Origin of the sequence: Glycomyces mayteni (genome assembly GCF_042428885.1) — a bacterium.
In the GTDB taxonomy this organism is placed as follows: domain Bacteria; phylum Actinomycetota; class Actinomycetes; order Mycobacteriales; family Micromonosporaceae; genus Glycomyces; species Glycomyces mayteni.
This window is the reverse complement of the sequence record NZ_JBHMBP010000005.1, coordinates 572307-587974: the sequence shown is the minus strand read 5'-3', so window position 1 is coordinate 587974 and position 15668 is coordinate 572307. Positions and strand designations below refer to the sequence as shown.

General features: G+C 72.2%; 18 protein-coding genes and 1 pseudogene. 11 read left to right on the top strand and 8 right to left on the bottom strand.

Going from position 1 to position 15668, the window contains the following annotated elements; translation table 11 throughout:
- The 4 genes and pseudogenes from ACFFXY_RS24320 to ACFFXY_RS24305 form a co-directional block, all read right to left on the bottom strand.
- Positions 1 to 1884, bottom strand: a pseudogene (locus ACFFXY_RS24320) (hypothetical protein); the annotation flags it as partial.
- Positions 1881 to 2630: a hypothetical protein gene (locus ACFFXY_RS24315; protein WP_382356696.1), complete on the bottom strand. Its 750-nt coding sequence runs from the start codon at positions 2628 to 2630 to the stop codon at positions 1881 to 1883. The pseudogene ACFFXY_RS24320 and the gene ACFFXY_RS24315, both read right to left, overlap by 4 nt.
- A 1-nt stretch (position 2631) precedes the next feature.
- Entirely contained in the window at positions 2632 to 2955 is a 324-nt protein-coding gene (locus ACFFXY_RS24310; RefSeq protein ID WP_382356694.1) for a hypothetical protein, read from the bottom strand.
- A 332-nt stretch (positions 2956 to 3287) separates the two neighbouring features.
- Complete coding sequence (locus ACFFXY_RS24305) at positions 3288 to 3917, bottom strand: TetR/AcrR family transcriptional regulator C-terminal domain-containing protein (RefSeq protein ID WP_382356692.1); 630 nt, start codon at positions 3915 to 3917, stop codon at positions 3288 to 3290.
- Positions 3918 to 4010: 93 nt separating this feature from the next.
- On the opposite strand from ACFFXY_RS24305, the gene ACFFXY_RS24300 reads away from it, so the two are divergent.
- The 7 genes from ACFFXY_RS24300 to ACFFXY_RS24270 all read left to right on the top strand — a co-directional run bounded on the left by ACFFXY_RS24300 (position 4011) and on the right by ACFFXY_RS24270 (position 10929).
- Positions 4011 to 4466, top strand: coding sequence for a hypothetical protein (locus ACFFXY_RS24300; RefSeq protein ID WP_382356690.1), 456 nt, complete (start codon positions 4011 to 4013; stop codon positions 4464 to 4466).
- Between the two features lie 10 nt (positions 4467 to 4476).
- Complete coding sequence (locus tag ACFFXY_RS24295; RefSeq protein WP_382356688.1) at positions 4477 to 5262, top strand: protein phosphatase 2C domain-containing protein; 786 nt, start codon at positions 4477 to 4479, stop codon at positions 5260 to 5262.
- 25 nt (positions 5263 to 5287) lie between these two features.
- Positions 5288 to 6292 (top strand): LacI family DNA-binding transcriptional regulator, encoded by a 1005-nt coding sequence (locus ACFFXY_RS24290; protein ID WP_382356686.1) that lies wholly within the window; start codon positions 5288 to 5290, stop codon positions 6290 to 6292.
- Between the two features lie 244 nt (positions 6293 to 6536).
- The gene (locus ACFFXY_RS24285) at positions 6537 to 7796 is read left to right on the top strand and encodes an ABC transporter substrate-binding protein (protein WP_382356684.1); all 1260 of its coding nucleotides are present in this window, start codon (positions 6537 to 6539) and stop codon (positions 7794 to 7796) included.
- A 72-nt stretch (positions 7797 to 7868) separates the two neighbouring features.
- Complete coding sequence (locus ACFFXY_RS24280) at positions 7869 to 8822, top strand: carbohydrate ABC transporter permease (protein WP_382356682.1); 954 nt, start codon at positions 7869 to 7871, stop codon at positions 8820 to 8822.
- Complete coding sequence (locus tag ACFFXY_RS24275) at positions 8819 to 9664, top strand: carbohydrate ABC transporter permease (protein WP_382356680.1); 846 nt, start codon at positions 8819 to 8821, stop codon at positions 9662 to 9664. The genes ACFFXY_RS24280 and ACFFXY_RS24275 overlap by 4 nt, the downstream gene beginning before the upstream one ends.
- Positions 9661 to 10929 (top strand): family 1 glycosylhydrolase, encoded by a 1269-nt coding sequence (locus tag ACFFXY_RS24270; protein WP_382356678.1) that lies wholly within the window; start codon positions 9661 to 9663, stop codon positions 10927 to 10929. The genes ACFFXY_RS24275 and ACFFXY_RS24270 overlap by 4 nt, the downstream gene beginning before the upstream one ends.
- A gap of 143 nt (positions 10930 to 11072) precedes the next feature.
- On the opposite strand, the gene ACFFXY_RS24265 is transcribed toward ACFFXY_RS24270, so the two are convergent.
- Positions 11073 to 11909, bottom strand: coding sequence for an EamA family transporter (locus ACFFXY_RS24265; RefSeq protein WP_382356742.1), 837 nt, complete (start codon positions 11907 to 11909; stop codon positions 11073 to 11075).
- 85 nt (positions 11910 to 11994) lie between these two features.
- Between ACFFXY_RS24265 and clpS the strand changes: the two genes are divergently transcribed.
- The 4 genes from clpS (at position 11995) to ACFFXY_RS24245 (ending at position 14086) form a co-directional block, all read left to right on the top strand.
- Complete coding sequence (gene clpS, locus ACFFXY_RS24260; RefSeq protein ID WP_382356676.1) at positions 11995 to 12309, top strand: ATP-dependent Clp protease adapter ClpS; 315 nt, start codon at positions 11995 to 11997, stop codon at positions 12307 to 12309.
- Positions 12309 to 12857: a DUF2017 domain-containing protein gene (locus ACFFXY_RS24255; protein ID WP_382356674.1), complete on the top strand. Its 549-nt coding sequence runs from the start codon at positions 12309 to 12311 to the stop codon at positions 12855 to 12857. The genes clpS and ACFFXY_RS24255 overlap by 1 nt, the downstream gene beginning before the upstream one ends.
- 16 nt (positions 12858 to 12873) lie before the next feature.
- Positions 12874 to 13464 carry a hypothetical protein gene (locus ACFFXY_RS24250; protein ID WP_382356672.1) on the top strand — a complete coding sequence of 197 codons (591 nt, stop codon included), beginning with the start codon at positions 12874 to 12876 and terminating at the stop codon, positions 13462 to 13464.
- Positions 13465 to 13570: 106 nt separating this feature from the next.
- Positions 13571 to 14086, top strand: coding sequence for a DUF4395 domain-containing protein (locus ACFFXY_RS24245; protein ID WP_382356670.1), 516 nt, complete (start codon positions 13571 to 13573; stop codon positions 14084 to 14086).
- Here the strand turns inward: ACFFXY_RS24245 and ACFFXY_RS24240 are convergent, their stop codons facing one another.
- The 3 genes from ACFFXY_RS24240 to ACFFXY_RS24230 are packed head-to-tail and all read right to left on the bottom strand — an operon-like array spanning position 14087 to position 15661.
- On the bottom strand, positions 14087 to 14557 hold the full coding sequence (locus tag ACFFXY_RS24240; RefSeq protein ID WP_382356668.1) for an SUKH-4 family immunity protein: 471 nt from the start codon (positions 14555 to 14557) through the stop codon (positions 14087 to 14089). It abuts the gene before it with no gap.
- Positions 14558 to 14564: 7 nt separating this feature from the next.
- On the bottom strand, positions 14565 to 15092 hold the full coding sequence (locus ACFFXY_RS24235) for an SUKH-4 family immunity protein (RefSeq protein WP_382356666.1): 528 nt from the start codon (positions 15090 to 15092) through the stop codon (positions 14565 to 14567).
- Entirely contained in the window at positions 15089 to 15661 is a 573-nt protein-coding gene (locus ACFFXY_RS24230) for a hypothetical protein (RefSeq protein ID WP_382356664.1), read from the bottom strand. The genes ACFFXY_RS24235 and ACFFXY_RS24230 overlap by 4 nt, the downstream gene beginning before the upstream one ends.
- Between the last annotated feature and the right edge of the window lie 7 nt (positions 15662 to 15668).

Here is a 15668-nt window from a genome sequence, read left to right as displayed (position 1 = left end):
GCCTCCGGCGCCCATGCCGCCGCCGAGGCCCGAACCGCCCGCGCCCGAGCCGCGGTCACCGCCGCGCCCGCGCAGGCCCGAGCCGCCGGAGGAGCCGCCGAGGCCGCCCGGCTTGGAGCCGCCGAGGCCGCCGCCTCCGCCCTTGAGGCCGGAGCCGCCGATGGAGCCGGGCTTGTTGGCGCCGGGGCCCGAGTTGCGGATCGTGGTGTAGCCGGGGATCTTGCCCGGCTTGGTGGTGCCCGTGGTCGAGCCGGGCCGGTTCAGGTTGCTGCCGCCCGGGCCCGTGGGCGGGCGCAGGCTGCTGGGGACCAGGCTGGTCCCGCCGCCGTACCCGCCGCCGCCCAGGCCGCCGCCGCTGCCGCCGGTCCCGGTGAGGCCGCCGGTGCCGCCGATGCCCCCGGGCGGGGAGCCGATGTTGCCGCCTCCGGCGAGACCGCCGGTGACCTCGTCGGGGTTCGGGGGCGAGTTGAAGGACCCGTTCCCGCCGATGCCGTCGAGGCCGCTGCCGCCGGTGACGCCGGAGGGCGGCGCGCCCGGGCTGCCGTAGCTCCCGAGGTTGTCGGGGTCCTGGCTGGAGTCGAACGGGTTGTCGTCGTTGATGCCCTGGAGGTCGCTGTTGCCCCCGTTGTAGCCGCCGGGCGGGTTCCCGGAGCCGTTGATCGGGTTGCCGTTGGCGTCCAGGCCGCTCCCGTTGAGCCCGTTGCTGTTCAGGCCGTTGGCGCCCCCGGGCCCGCCGGGCGTGTCGCTCAGCTTGGTGAGGTCGTTCGGGCCGGTCTGGCCGTTGAGGTTGGAGGTGTCCAGGTCGGGCATCCCGCCCGGGCCGCCGCCGTCGTCCAGGCCCTCGGGGCCGGGGAAGTCGGTGTCCGGGCCCTCGTTGAACGTGGTCTGCTCACCGGTCTTGGAGTCGGGCGCGATCTCGGTGACCTGGGCCTCGACGTTGCTGTGCCGCTCGGTCACCTCCTCGTTGACGCGCGCGGCCTCCTCGTCGAGCTGGCTGGCGCCCTGGGTGCCCAGCGAGTCGAGCCGCTGCGACGAGTACTCGTCCGCTTTGGACTCGGCCAGCGCCTGGCCCTTGAGCCCGCCCTCCTCGTAGTCGGGGTTGGCGGTGACGTACTCGTTCCACATGTCGTACGTCTGCTGGCGGCCCTCGCTGACCTCGTCCACGATCTGCGGGTCGAACCCGGCCAGCTCCAGGGCGGCCTTGGTCTCGTCGTTCTCGCGGATCTCGCAGTTGCGGAAGAACGGGGGGCGGATGTGGATGCGGTGGGAGCCGCAGCTGGTGCCCTCCATGTAGAACTTCGGCGCGGGGTAGACGCACGCGGTGCCGCCCTGCTGGTCGAAGATCTCCGACTGCTTGGTGTCGAGCACCTTGATGACGCCGTCGGCGCCGTCCTCGCCGCCGATGTCGTTCCCGATGGTCTTGCAGTTCTTGAGGACGGTCTCGACCTGCTCCTCGAACGCGTCGAAGTCGTCGCCCTTCCAGCCCGAGGACAGGGTGGTGAGGCCCTGCTCCAGCTTGGGCCCGACGGTGCGGAAGTCCTCGAAGAAGTCCTTCCAGGCGTCGCGGATGGTGTCGAGCGCGTAGTCGGCCTCGGGCTGGGGCCGGATGGACTTCACCATGCTCTGGATCGTCTGGCCCTCGGGGAGCATCATGGTCCCCTCGCGGGCCGCGCGGAGGTTGTTGATCTGGGAGGCCTGCGGCACCGCCGACATCAGCTTGACCCAGGCCGCCTCGGCGGGCTCCTCCACTTTGCACGTGCAGTCGCCGGTCGAACAGGAGGGCTTGACCAGCAGGCTGTTCTGCGCAGTGGTGAACTGCGAGCCCGACTGGCCCTCCTCGATGTCCCCGTAGTCTTCCTTCTCGATCTCGGCTGCTTCGGTCATCGGCCCGCCTCGCTCTCGGCTCGCTGGAGGATGTCGGTCTGTATCTGGGTGAGGTGCTCGCCGGTGACCCAGGCGACGAGCGAGTCGGTGGTGAAGGGGTACACGGCCATCGCCTCGGCGCTGGAGTCCGGGTAGAACTCGGGCGCCGACTCGTAGGCGCCCGCCCCCGGGTCGTGCAGGTAGTCCACGGACAGGTAGACGACCCAGTCGCCCTTGCGTCCGTAGGCGTCCAGGTAGGTCCGGTTCTCGGTGTCGGCGGAGATGTAGAGGCTCTCGTCCCACTCCCCGGCGAGCTCGCCCTCGGTCTCGCCGGTGTAGGCGATCCCGGCGAGGTTCTCGCGGCGCTGGGCGACCCGGTCGGCGAAGTTCGCCTCGGCCTCGGCCTCGTCGTTCCAGGGGGCGAGTCCGCCGCGGATCGCGGCGTCGCCGGTCGAGGAGTACTCGAACGTGCCCTGGACGTCCTCGAACGTGGCGAGGTCGAACAGCCCTGCGCACCCGGCGGCCTCGGCGTCGACGCCCTCCCCGATGGCGTCGCTCTGGAGCTCGCCGTCCACGGCGGTGACGCCCAGTTGCGCCTGGAGGTCGGCGAAGTCCCCGAAGACCTCGCATCCGAGCCAGTCGCCCATGACGGCGTACGACCCGCTCGGCTGCGGTGCTTCGTCGGTGGCGGCGTCGGTGGCCGAGCACCCGGCGAGGGCGAGGGCGGCGATGGCGGCGGCGGCGCCGCGCGTCCGTCGCGACGGCACGCTAGAGCTCGTTCTCGTAGTTGTTCATGTCGGCCACGACGGCGTCGTCGCTCTCGTCCGACAGGTCCACGGAGTCCTGGAGGGTCTCCATCATGCCGCTCAGGGCGACGCGCAGGTTCTGGAGGTTCTCCCAAGTGGTGGAGTGGAAGGTCTCGTAGTTGGTGCGGGCGGTCGCCGAGGCGTCGAGCTGGCCGAACGCGGGGAGCCGGCCGAGGACCTGGCCCTTCTTCAGCCGCGGGATGATGTCGTCGAGGTGGTCGAGCTGCTCCTGGATCAAGTCCTTGTACTCCTGGAGCGCTTCAGTATCGAGGGTTCTCTCAGCCATGGGGCCACCGATCTGTGCAGGTCGTGCATCCGTGCAGGTCGTAAGTCCGTGCGGGTCCAAAAAGGCATGAATACCGGGTATTTGTTTAGCGTTGTCCACCATACTGATCGATTGCCACCCGGACGGGGCCGGGGCGGAGAGCGTTCTCTCAGTCCGGGCCCGTCGCGCCGGTGCTCCGGGCGCGGGCGGGGCCGGAAAGGTTGGCAGGCCAATATTATGCAGTCTTTTCGGAAGTATGGGACCGGCGGGCCCTGAAGTCAACGAGGGCGATCATTCGCACATGACCCGGTTACGGGAACGTCATCGCTGATTCACGGGAGAGCGGTGTCCGTTCACCCGGCCGCGGCCTCGGCGAACCCGTCGAGGAGCGCCGACAGCGCGAAGTCGAAGCGCCCGTCCAGGCCCGCGGCGCCTTCCCGCACGGCGGCGGCCAGCAGCGGGAACGACTCCGCGTCGACCGCGTTCGGCCCCAGTGCATCCGGCCCCGCGCCCGCGTAGACGGCGGCCTCGCCGATCGCCAGGCCGGTGATCGCGTGGATCATCCGCAGGCCCCGGGCGGGGGAGAAGCCCGCCTCCCGCAGCGTGTCCAAGATCGCCTCGACCGTCGCCATGGTCCGCGCCGTCAACGCCGGGCGGCTCGCCAGGAGCGGCACCACCTCGGGGTGCGCGAGCAGCGTGCGCCGCAGCGCCAGCGCGTACTCCCGCAGGGCCTCCCGCCAGGTCCCGCCCGCGGGCCGGGCCTCGACGGCGCGCTCCACGACCCGCTCCACGAGCCCGTCGAGGAGGGCGTCCTTGTTCGGCACGTAGTGGTAGACCGACATCGCCTCGATGCCCAGCTCCGCGGCGAGCTTGCGCATCGTCAAGGCGCCCAGGCCGTCCCGCTCGACCAGGCCGAGCGCGGCCTCCAGCACCCGCTCGCGGCTCAGGCCCGCGCGCTGCCCCCGGGTCCGCTTCGCGCCCATGTGGCCCCCATCGCGTTGACGATTCTTACGTTGTAAGTCTAGCATTGCCCGCAGAAAACTTACGTTGTAAGAATCGGGATTCTGGGAGGAACCATGACCACCGCCGACACCACCGCCGCCGACCCGCGCATGCGCCAAGTGCGCCAAGCGCTCTGGGCCGGCCTCGCGCTCCAGCTCGCCCTCGCGGTGCTGCCCCTGCTCGACCTCGCGACCCTCGACACGTTCACCGCGCACGTCGAGGCGGCCTACCCCGACTGGAGCGCCGGGGACGTGGCCCTCGACCGCAACGCCATCGCCTGGTCGCTCGTGGGCGTCGGCGCCCTCGGCGCGGTCGGCTGGATCTTCGCGCTCCTGCGCGCCCGCCGCACCGCCCCGCGGATCACCGCGACCGTCCTCTTCGCACTCGGGCTGCTCACCTCGCTGACGCTCCTCGGCACCGGCGGCGAGCAGTACGAGCAGATCGTGCCGCTCGGCTACGGCCTCCTCGGCCTCCTGCCGGTCCTCGCCGGTCTCGCGGCTCTCGTCGCGGTGTGGCGGACCGCCCGATAGGCTGGCGGCCATGATCGTGGCCGGAGCCGAGTCGCGCCCGGGGTCGGCGGCGCCGAACGAGGACCTGCTCCTCGTCGCCGACACCTGGGCGCTCGTCCTCGACGGCATCACCCGCTACCCCGACGACGGCTGCGTCCACGACGTCCCGTGGTACACCGCCGCCCTCGCCGAAGCGGTCGCCGTCCAGATGGCGGGCCCGCCCCGCCCGCTCGCCGACGTCCTCGCCGCCGCCATCGACGCGGTCAGCGCCCGCCACGCGCCCACCTGCGACCTCGACAACCCCGTCACCCCCGGCGCCACCGCCGCCCTCGTCCGCTCCGGCCCCGACGCCCTCGATTGGCTCGTCCTCGGCGACTGCGCGATCACCTGGACCGACCGGGACGGCAAGTGCCGCACCGAGACCGATGACCGGCTCGCGGCCGTCCCCAGCGCCCCCGCCGTCGACCTCGCCGGGGTCCGGCGCTGGCCCGTCGAGCACGTCGCCCGCTTCCGCAACCGCGACGGCGGCTTCTGGGTCGCCGCCGCCGACCCCCGGGCCGCCGCGAGAGCCCGCACCGGCACCGCCGAGGGGATCGGCGACCTCCTGCTCTGCACCGACGGCCTGACCCGCCTGACCGAGCGCTACGAGTACGCCTGGCCCGACCTCATGGGCCTGGCGGCCCGCGAAGGGACCGGCGGCCTCCTCGACCTCGTGCGCGACTGCGAGGCCCGCGACCCGAACCCCGGCGCCAAGCGCCACGACGACGCCACCGCCGTCCTCCTCCGCTTCGCCGACCACCCGTTTGCATCGTTGTAGAATCGCCACCGACTGAGGAGGTGCCATGGCGGTGACCCTGCGCGACGTCGCGGAGCTCGCGGGCGTGTCGTTCAAGACGGTCTCGAACGTCGTCAACGGCTACCCCCACATCCGGCCCGCGACCCGCGAGAAGGTCGAGCGCGCCATCGCCGAGCTCGGCTACCAGCCGAACCTCAGCGCGAGGAGCCTGCGCTCGGGCCGCACCGACACGATCGCGCTCGCCGTGCCCGAGCTCAACCTGAGCTACTTCGCCGAGCTCGCCAGCTTCGTCATCGCCGCCGCCGAGGAGGCGGGCCTGGTGACGCTCGTGGAGCAGACCGGCGGCGACCGCGACCGCGAGCTGGCGCTCCTCCAGAGCCCCCGCCTCAACCGCACCGACGGCCTCATCCTCTCCCCGCTCGGCCTCGGGGCCGAGGACGCCGCGGCCCTCGCCGGGCCGCTCCCGGTCGTCATGCTCGGCGAGCGCACCTTCGAGTGGCCCTGCGACCACGTGACCATGCAGAACGTGGCCGCCGCCCGCGCCGCCACCGAGTACCTGATCGACTCCGGCCGCCGCCGCATCGCCGTGATCGGCGAGAACGAGGCCGAGGTCATGGGCTCGGCCCGGCTGCGCCTGCGCGGCTACCGCGAAGCGCTGGCGGCCAAGGGCATCGAGTACGACGAGCGCCTGGTGGCCCGCGCGACCCTGTGGCACCGGGCCGACGGCGCGCACGCCATGCACGACCTGCTCGACCGCGGCGTGGAGTTCGACGCGGTCTTCGGCTTCAACGACACCCTGGCCCTGGGCGCCATGCGCGTGCTCCAGGAGGCGGGCCTGCGCATCCCGCAGGACGTGGCGGTCCTCGGCTTCGACGACCTCGACGAGGCCGCGTACGCGATCCCCTCGCTGACCACCGTCGATCCCGGCCGCGAGTGGATCGCCCGCACCGCGGTGGCGACGCTCCTGGCCCGCATCAGCGCCGACGGGGCCGACGCCGCGCCGCAGACGCGCGCCGCCGAGTTCGCGGTCGTGGCGCGCGAGTCCGCCTGATCCGGCCCCGGAATCCGGTTTACAACGTTGTAGAAGCGCCGCCCGGGTTTAGCCTGATCTGGTGTATTCGCAGGTGGCTGCCATGATCACGAAACGGGAACGAATCGCGCCGAGCGGGCGCGTCCCGTTGACATCCGGAGGAGGATGTTCCTACGATCCTGAAGTTACAACGTTGTAGAACGAAGGTCTCCGGCGTTGGACCACGCGCAGACAGCGCAGTCTCGCTTTGAGAGGGAACTCCGAAATGACACGCATGCGAATCCTCGCGGGGGCCGTCGGCGCGGCGCTCGCCATCACCGCCACGGCGGCCTGCTCCGGCGGGGGCGACGACGGCGGGCCCGTCGAGCTGACCTTCTGGCACGGCTACACCGAGGCCGACGGCGACGTCCTCCAGGGCATCGTGGACGACTTCAACGCCGCCCACGACGACGTCGAGATCAAGACCGAACTCAAGACCTGGGCCAGCATCGACGACACCCTCCTGACGGCCCTGTCCGCCGGCGAGGGCCCCGACATCGTCGCCATGCCCGCCGAGCGCCTCCCCGTCTACGCCGACAAGGGCGCGTTCGCCGAGCTCGACGACTTCTACGCCGACGAGTCCAGCAACACCGCGAACCTCAACCCCGGCGCGGTCGAGATGGAGACCGTCGACGGGACCAAGTACGGCGTGCCCACCGGCTTCGTGCCGCTCGCCGTCTACTACAACCAGGCGCTCTTCGACGCCGCCGGCGTCACGGAGTTCCCGCAGACGTGGGACGAGTGGGTCGCGACCTCCAAGCAGCTCACCGTGGACGAGAACGGCGACGGCACCCCCGAGCAGTACGGCGTGGTCCTGCCCGACCACGCCACCGTCGCGAACGGCCTGTGGCCCTCCCTGTTCTACGGCAACGGCGGCGGCATCGCCGAGGACGGCAAGGCCGTCGTCGACTCGCCCGAGAACGCCGAGACCCTCCAGTTCTGGAGCGACGCGATCGTCGCCGACCAGATCTCGCCCACCGGCGTCGACGGCGTCGGCGCCGACGAGCTGTTCAGCGGCGGCAAGGCCGCGATGACCGTCGGCGGCCCCTGGATGGCCTCCATCGCCACCGAGAACAGCATCGACTACGGGATCGCCGCGCTCCCGGCCGGGCCCCAGGCCCAGGCCGCCTCCGCGATCGGCGTCTCCATGGCCGTCACCGTGGACACCTCCAGCGCCGAGCAGGAAGCGGCCGAGGAGTTCTTCTCCTTCTTCCTGAACGACGAGAACTCCGTCGCCTGGTCGCTCGGCTCGGGCTGGCCGCCGCTGCGCACCGACATCCCGGCCGAGGCCGTCGCCGAGAACCCGGTCGTCGCCTCCCTCACCGAGATCGCGGGCACCGGTCAGCCGCTCCTGCCGGGCGTCGTCAACACCACCGACGTGCTCTCGGCGGTGGACGAGCTGACGCAGCAGGCGGTCGCGGGCGGCGACATCGACGCCCTGCTCGCCGAGGCCCAGACCAAGGTCCAGGACGCGCTCGACGAATAGCGGTCCGGCGGAGGCGCCTCACCTCGGCGCCTCCGCCCCCGGTCCGCCGCCGTCCCGCCCTGAGAGGAAGCCATGACCACCGAGAACCCGACCGCCCGCCGGTACCGGCCCCCGGCGCCGCTCGGCGGGCGCCGCCGCGCCACCGGCAGCCCCCTGGGGCGCAACGCCAGAGCCTGGGCGTTCCTGGCGCCCGCGCTCATCATCCTGGCCCTGTTCGTCGTCTGGCCCATGATCTCCGCCCTCCGCCTGTCCTTCATGGACGCCAGCGGGTTCGGCCGCGAGGAGTTCATCGGCCTGGAGAACTACGCCACGGTCTTCACCGACCCCGACGTGCGCGACGCCGTCCTCAACACCCTGCTCTACACCGTGCTCTTCACGCCCACCGCCGTGATCGCCGCCCTCGCGCTGGCGCTGCTGCTCAACAGCCCGCGCATGCCGTTCCGGTCCTTCTTCCGCACGGCCCTGTTCGTGCCGTTCGTGGTCTCCTTCGCCGTCGCCGCGTTCGCCTGGAGCTACCTCATCGACCCGCAGGTCGGCCTCCTCAACTACTGGCTCCAGGGCATGGGCGTCAGGATCGGGAACGTCCTGGAGGACCCCCAGCTCGCCATGCCCGCCGTCGCGCTCGTCGCCGTCTGGAAGCTCTTCGGCTTCTACTTCGTGATCTTCCTGGCCGGGCTCCAGGACATCCCGACCTCGCTCTACGAGGCCGCCCGCATGGACGGCGCCGGGCCCTGGAACCGCTTCCGGAACGTCACGCTCCCCATGCTGTCCAACACGATGCTGTTCGTCCTCGTCTTCGCGATGATCGCCGCGCTCCAGGCGTTCGACCAGATCTACGTCATGACCGGCGGCGGCCCCTACGGCCACACGCAGACCCTCGTCATGGAGATCTACGAGTCCGGCTTCCGCAAGCTCGACCTCGGGTTCGCCTCCGCGCTGTCCTACGTGCTCCTCATCGCGACCCTGCTGCTCAGCCTCGTGCAATTCCTGTTCTTCGGCCGCAAGGAAAAGGACCTGACCTCATGAGCGCCCTCCGCACCCGCCTGCGCGAGACCCGGCCCTCCACCGTCCTCGCCGTCGTCGCGCTCGTCGTCGTCAGCGCGATCGTGCTGCTGCCCATCGCGATCATCGTCCTCACCGCGTTCAAGCCCGCGGCCGAGGTCAACGCCTACCCGCCGAGCCTCCTGCCCGACCAGTGGACCCTCGACAACCTCAGGGAGGTGACCTCCGAGCTGCCGTTCGCGCGGCTGGTCGGCAACAGCTTCCTGTTCGCCGGGGGCGTCACCGCGTTCGCGCTCGTCTTCGACTCGCTCGCCGCCTACGCGCTGGCCCGCATCGACTTCGCCGGGCGCAAGGTCCTCCTCGTCGCGATCATCGCCACCCTCATGATCCCGTTCCAGGCCACCCTGATCCCGCTGTACCAGCTCGTCGCCGACCTCGGCTGGGTCAACACCTACGCCGGGCTCATCGCGCCCCGCGCCGCCGACGCCTTCGGGATCTTCTTCCTGCGCCAGTTCTTCCTCTCCCTGCCCCGCGACATCGACGCCGCCGCCCGCATCGACGGCGCCTCCGAGTTCCGGGTCTTCCGCTCGGTGGTCCTCCCCAACGCCGTCCCCGCCCTGCTCACCTTGGGGCTCTTCACGTTCGTCAACAACTGGAACGACCTGCTGTGGCCGCTGGTGTTCACCACCGACGCGGACATGGGCACCATCACCTCCGGCCTGACGCTCCTCACCGGACCCAGCGGCATCGTCCCCCACGGCGTGATGATGGCCGGATCGCTCATCGCGATCCTGCCGCTGGTCATCGCGTTCCTCCTCATCCAGCGCCGCTTCATCGAGAACATCGCAACGACAGGACTCAAATGACCTCCCACCCATGGCACCGCGACGGCAGGCTCCACTTCGCGGTCGGCGTCGAGGACACCTTCGTGCCGCAGTCGCGGCCCGGCGAGCGCGCGATCGACGAGTACGCGCTCACCGAGCACTACGACAAGTGGCACGGGGACCTCGCGCTCGCCTCCGACGCGGGCGCCGAGCTGGTGCGCTGGGGCGTGCCCTGGCACCGGATCGAGCCCGGTCCGGGCCGGTGGGACTGGAGCTGGCTCGACGCCGTGATGGACCGCTTCGCCCAGCTGCGGCTGCGCCCGGTCGTGGACCTCATGCACTACGGCACGCCGCTGTGGATGGACGGCCAGTTCGCGAACCCCGACTACCCGAAGCGGGTCGCCGAGTACGGGGCCGCGGTCGCCGAACGCTATGCGCACCTCGGCGTCACGGACTACACGCCGGTGAACGAGCCGATGATCCACGCGCTGTTCACGGGGGAGTACGCGTACTGGCCGCCTTACCTCTCGGGCCCCGAGGGCCTGAGCGCCATGGCCGGGCAGCTCGCGCGCGGGTTCGTGCAGACCCAGCGGGCGATCGGCGACGTCCTGGACGACGCCGTGTTCGTCCACGTGGACGCGGGGATGCGCTTCACCGGCGACACCGACGCGCCCGAGCACCGCGAGCACGCCGCGCGCCTCAAAGAGCAGGTGTTCCTCGTGGAGGACCTGGTCACCGGCCGCGTCGGCGACGATCATCCGCTCGCGCCGTTCCTGCGCGGGCACGGCTGGGGCGACGGCGACTTCGCGTGGTTCGCCGAGGCGCCCGTGCGCCCCGACGTCGTGGGCGTCAACTACTACCCGCTGCACTCCACGGAGGTCTTCGAGGCGGGCGTCTTCCACGGCGGCGGCTTCCTCGACCCGCGGCCTGTCCGCGACGACGGCACCGCGGGCCTCGCCGAGCTGCTGCGCGGGGCCGCCGAGCGGTACGGCGCCCCGGTGATGCTCACCGAGACCTGCGTGACCGGCACCGTCGCGGCCCGGCTCGCCTGGCTCGACGAGTCCGTGGCCGCGCTGCACGACCTGCGGGCGTCCGGTGTGGACGTCGTCGGGTACACGTGGTGGCCCCTGTTCGACATGTACGAGTGGACCTACCGCCACTCGCAGGAGCCGCGCGAGGCGCACCGGCTCACCATGGGCCTGTGGGAGCTCCAGGAGCGCGCGGACGGCCTCGCGAGGGTGCGCACGCCCATCGCCGACCGCTTCCGCCACCACGCGGACCGCGCTGCGGCGCAAGCGATCCGATAAAATCCCCGCCGATCGTGCATAGCCCGCCGGAGGGCGGGTAGCCGAACTTCGCAAGGCTTTCACGACGGAGCAGTGCTTTCACGAGGGGACAGGGGTCGCCGGTCCGGCGCCAGGGGGGTCCGGACCGGCGGCCTCCTCGCGTCTCACGCGAGGGCCAGCAGCACCACCGCGACCGCCGCCGCCCCCAGCCCCAGGAGCTGGCCGCGCTGCAACCGCTCCCCGAGCACGCGCCGCGCCAGCAGCACCGTCCCGGCCGGGTACAGCGCCACGATCACCGCGACCACCGCGAGGTCCCCGCTGCGCGAGGCCAGCAGGAACAGCAGGTTCGCGATCGAGTCCAGCGCCCCGGCCGCCACCGACAGCGCGTACGCGGGCCGCTCGTCCCCGAGCCGCCGGCGCAGCAGCCCGGCCGCCGCCAGCGTCAGCGCCGACGCCACCGCCCGGCCCGCGATGAGCGGCGCCACGCCGCTGTCGCCCGGCGCCTGGTGCAGGCACACCAGTTGCAGCGCGATGGCCGCGCCCGCGCCGAACGCGAGCACCAGCGCCTTCCTTGAGGGCCTTGACGACCGCACCCCCGGCCCGGCGCTCACCAGGACCACCGCGCCCAGCGCCAGCGGCAGCCCGACCAGGCCCGCCGCGCCCAGCCGCTCGCCCTGCGCCAGGCCCACCGCCACCGGCAGCAGCGCCGACACCAGCGCCGTCACCGGCGACAAGACGTTCATCGGCCCGATCGCGAGCGTCCGGTACAGCAGCAGGAACGCCCCCGCCGACGCCACGCCCGAAGCCGCGCCCCACCCCAGGCTCGCCGCGGTGAACGACGCCCCGAGCACCGGCCACAGCACCAGCTCCACCACCAGGCTCGCCGGGGCCGCCCACATCACCGTGCGCAGCACGTGCGCCTTCCGCGCGCCCAGCCCCCCGAGGAAGTCGGCGGCGCCGTACGCGAGGGAGCTGCCCAGCGCGAGCACGAGTGCGATCACGTCCACCTCCGGGTACCATCTCACCGCACCACACCGTCCACCGCCCGGCCGGACCCGCCGCGGCCTTCGATGGGAGCATTGGAGAGTGATCATCCTGCCGCGACTCGGCGGCGCCGAGGCCCCGGCCGAGGCGGTCGGCGCCGAGACGGACGAGGCCGCCGCGCCCGACGCCCCCTGGACGACGATCGTGCACAACGACCCCGTCAACCTCATGAGCTACGTGTCGTACGTGTTCCGCAGCTACTTCGGGTACACCGACGCCATGGCGGAGAAGCTCATGCTCGACGTCCACAACAAGGGCCGCGCCGCCGTCTCCAGCGGCAGCCGCGAGGAGATGGAGCGCGACGTCCACGCCATGCACGGCTACGGCCTCTGGGCCACGATGATCCAGGACCGGTGATGGACGGCTTCGAGCAGTTCCCCGGCGGCGCCGCGATCCGCCTCGGCGACCCCGAGGCGGCCATCCTCCGCGGCCTCGCCGACCAGCTCACCGACCTCCTCGACACCCGCGGCGAACCCGTCGAGGACCCCATCGCCGCGATCTTCGCGACCGGCCCGAGCGAGCCCCCCGAGGACCCCGTCCTCGCCCGGCTCCTCCCCGACGCCTACGGCGAGGACAACGCCGAGTTCTCCGCCGAGTTCCGCCGCTTCACCGAGAACGACCTCATCGCCCGCAAGCGCGCCGACGCGCGGGCCCTCGTCGCCGACCTCGACGCGCTCGGCCCCGGCGGCGGCGTCCTCAGCCTCGACGCCGAGGACTCCCGCCACTGGCTCGGCGCCCTCAACGACCTGCGCCTGGCGCTGGCCGTGCGCCTCGGCATCGAGACCGAAGCCGACGCGGACAAGCTGTTCGAGCTGCCCGAGGACGACGACCGCGTGCCCACGGTCATCGTCTACTCCTGGCTCAACCTGCTCCAGGACAGCCTGGTCGAGACGATGACCCCCTGACCCCGAGGAGCCCCGCGTGCCCGCCGCCCCCTGGTTGATCGACGGACCCCGCTCGAAGTGGGTCCTCGTCGCGAGCCCCGACGCCCCGCCCGCCGCGGTCGCGCCCGCCGCCGACCGCCTGGACGCCGCCCTCGCGGGCTTCGCCGAGCCGCCGCCGCGCTGGCTCGACCTCGTGCACGGGCTCGGCCTCCGGTGGCTGCTGGCCTGGGCCGCGATCGGCGCGGTCCTCGCCGGCTCCGTGGTCGAGCCGCTCGTGGGCGGCGTGTTCCTCGGCATCATCGGGGGCGCCTTCTTCGGCGCCGCCGTCGAGGCGGCCGCGGTCCGGTACGCCAGGCGGCGTGCCGAGCGCCGGGCCGGGCGCGGCGCCGACGCGGTGATCGCGTCCCTCGCGCAGACCGTCCGCCCCGCCGGCGGCGGCATCGACTGGGCCGAGGCAGTCGTGGACGCCGAACCGCAGTCCGAGGCCGAGGTGCACGGGCTCATGTGGCGCATGGCCGCCCTCGGCGCCCCGGACACCCCCGACAGCCAGGCGGCCGCCGAGCGGCTCTTCGCGCTCTGGAAGCGCGTGGACCCCGAGGGGGCCGCGGAGCTGGAGCTCGACGACTGAAGCACGCCGTCCCAGATCCCGGACGTGAATTGCGATACTCCTATCGGAGATGTAGGATTCGCAGGCCGCCCGCCTGCCAGTCCCCGATCTTGGAGTGATCCGCCCGATGCGCCGACTCTTCAGCTTCCCGAACCCGGTCAACGAGGTCGCCGCGCGCCTCGTCGCCGCCGGAGTCGTCCTCATGAGCCTCGCCGCCCTGGTCTTCCAGGCCGAATGGCTCGTGGTCGTCATCGCGCTCGGCTTCATCGCCCGCGCCGCCACTGGCCCCACCCTGAGCGTCCTCGGCCAGCTCGTCACCCGCGTCATCGTCCCGCGGCTCCCGGCGGCCCCCAGGCCCGTCCCGGGCCCGCCCAAGCGCTTCGCGCAGGCCATCGGCGTCGCCTTCTCGGCGACCTCGGCGCTCCTGCTCCTCGTCTTCGACGCGGACCTCGCCGGTTGGATCGTCCTGGCCGCGCTCACCGCCGCGGCCACCCTCGAATCCGCCCTCGGCTTCTGCCTGGGCTGCAAGATCTTCGCGCTGCTCACCAGGGCCGGACTCATCCCCGCCTCGGTCTGCGAGGCCTGCAACGACATCACGGCCCGCACGGAGGCGAACCTCCGGCGCAAGGCCGCGGCGGTCTAGCTACCGGCCGATGGTGCTGAACACCTTCGGCCACCAGGCCCCGTCCTCGAACGCCTTCTCGTCCACCGCGCGCAGGGTGAACCGCATGCCCTGGTTGAGGACCGCGCCCGCGTCCGGGGCGCCGCCCGCCTCGACGGCCGCGGCGATCCGGCGCAGGAACTCCACGAACCACCGGTAGTTCGCGTTCACCCCGCGCACCGCCGGGTTCGCGGCGTCGAACTGGAGCACTTCTGCCGTCCCCGGGTCGAGCACGTACAGCAGGCTCGACCCCGGCCCGACCGCGCCGAGCACGATGAACCGCACGTCGAGGTCGGTGCCGTCGGCGCTCACCTGGATCTGGTCGAACACCTTCAGACCGCCGGGGAGCTCGGCGGAGAACAGGCCCGGGACGCTCTCGGGGACGTCGAGGTCATCGGGGAGCGACGCCGCCGGTATCCCCTTCGCGATCCAGGCCTCCCGCGGGTACTCCATCACGCGCTCACCTCAAGGTCCCTTCGAGCTGCATGAGCGCGATCGACCACCACGACTCCCGGTCGGCCAGCGCCGCCGGGTCGATGCCGTGCAGCGTCGCGCGCAGGGCCTTCGCCCGCGCCGGGCGACCGGCCGCGCCGGAGTCCTCGTCCACGAACCGCGCGAAGTGGTACAGGAACTCGGCCAGGGCCTTGAACGTGGAGTTCACGAGTTCGAGCGTGCCCTCCGCGACCCCCAGGAGCAGGATGCGCCCGGTCGCGGTGTCGAGGCAGAACAGCATGTTGTCCCGGTCGGAGGGGACCCCGCCGACCACCCGGAGCCGCAGTCCCGAGTCGCCGCCGATGTCGATGGCGGCGTACAGCTCGAACCGGCCGGTGAGGTACGCGGTGTACACGGCCGACATCTCCACGGGGAGGAAGTCCACCTCGGGGTAGGCCGCGGCCGGGGCCGCGAACTCCCGCATCCACTGGGCCCGCGGGTAGCGGACGACGTTGTCGGGCTCCCAGGCCCGCAGGTACGCGTCGGCGTCGGTCACTGCCCCTCCTCGATCAGGCCGGACTCGACCAGGTACGCGTACCAGGGGTCGGTCTCCCACCAGGGTTCGCGCTGGCGGTCCACGGGGCCGCGGATCTCCTTGTGACGCGGGCCGATCGCCGCGGTGTCGATGAACTCGGGCACGTCGGCGCAGGTGAGCACCGCGGGGGAGTCCCAGCCGTACTTGAAGTACGAGCCGACGTACACCATGACCTCGCCGGACGCGGCGTCCATGAGGAGGGCGTCCTCGTAGCCGATGTCGCCGATCCGCAGCCACTCGCGCCCGTCGATCGGCTCGCCGCTCGCGTCGACGGGCGTCTGCGGGGCGATCTGGTCCTCGGGCCTGACGTCGACGCCGCCGAAGCTCGCGGCGGCCGTCAGCCGGTAGAAGTCGTCCAGGCCGCCGGGCCACGTCCGGGCCGGCTCGGCGCCCTCGGCGATCTCGACGACGGCGTAGGTCGCGTACGGGGGGTCCTCGCCGGCGTCGTCCCAGCGCCGCTCCAGCTCCTCGACCGCCCCGGTCGAGCGCAGCAGCCCGATCTTGCGGGCCATCGCCTCGCGGTGGTTCATGGTGCGC

Coding starts and splice junctions, on each gene's coding strand:
- ACFFXY_RS24310 (WP_382356694.1), bottom strand. CDS start 2,955: ATGGCTGAGAGAACCCTCGATACTGAAGCGCTCCAGGAGTACAAGGAC.
- ACFFXY_RS24280 (WP_382356682.1), top strand. CDS start 7,869: ATGACCACCGAGAACCCGACCGCCCGCCGGTACCGGCCCCCGGCGCCG.
- ACFFXY_RS24290 (WP_382356686.1), top strand. CDS start 5,288: ATGGCGGTGACCCTGCGCGACGTCGCGGAGCTCGCGGGCGTGTCGTTC.
- ACFFXY_RS24285 (WP_382356684.1), top strand. CDS start 6,537: ATGACACGCATGCGAATCCTCGCGGGGGCCGTCGGCGCGGCGCTCGCC.
- ACFFXY_RS24230 (WP_382356664.1), bottom strand. CDS start 15,661: ATGAACCACCGCGAGGCGATGGCCCGCAAGATCGGGCTGCTGCGCTCG.
- ACFFXY_RS24275 (WP_382356680.1), top strand. CDS start 8,819: ATGAGCGCCCTCCGCACCCGCCTGCGCGAGACCCGGCCCTCCACCGTC.
- ACFFXY_RS24245 (WP_382356670.1), top strand. CDS start 13,571: ATGCGCCGACTCTTCAGCTTCCCGAACCCGGTCAACGAGGTCGCCGCG.
- ACFFXY_RS24240 (WP_382356668.1), bottom strand. CDS start 14,557: ATGGAGTACCCGCGGGAGGCCTGGATCGCGAAGGGGATACCGGCGGCG.
- ACFFXY_RS24300 (WP_382356690.1), top strand. CDS start 4,011: ATGACCACCGCCGACACCACCGCCGCCGACCCGCGCATGCGCCAAGTG.
- ACFFXY_RS24295 (WP_382356688.1), top strand. CDS start 4,477: ATGATCGTGGCCGGAGCCGAGTCGCGCCCGGGGTCGGCGGCGCCGAAC.
- ACFFXY_RS24255 (WP_382356674.1), top strand. CDS start 12,309: ATGGACGGCTTCGAGCAGTTCCCCGGCGGCGCCGCGATCCGCCTCGGC.
- ACFFXY_RS24270 (WP_382356678.1), top strand. CDS start 9,661: ATGACCTCCCACCCATGGCACCGCGACGGCAGGCTCCACTTCGCGGTC.
- ACFFXY_RS24305 (WP_382356692.1), bottom strand. CDS start 3,917: ATGGGCGCGAAGCGGACCCGGGGGCAGCGCGCGGGCCTGAGCCGCGAG.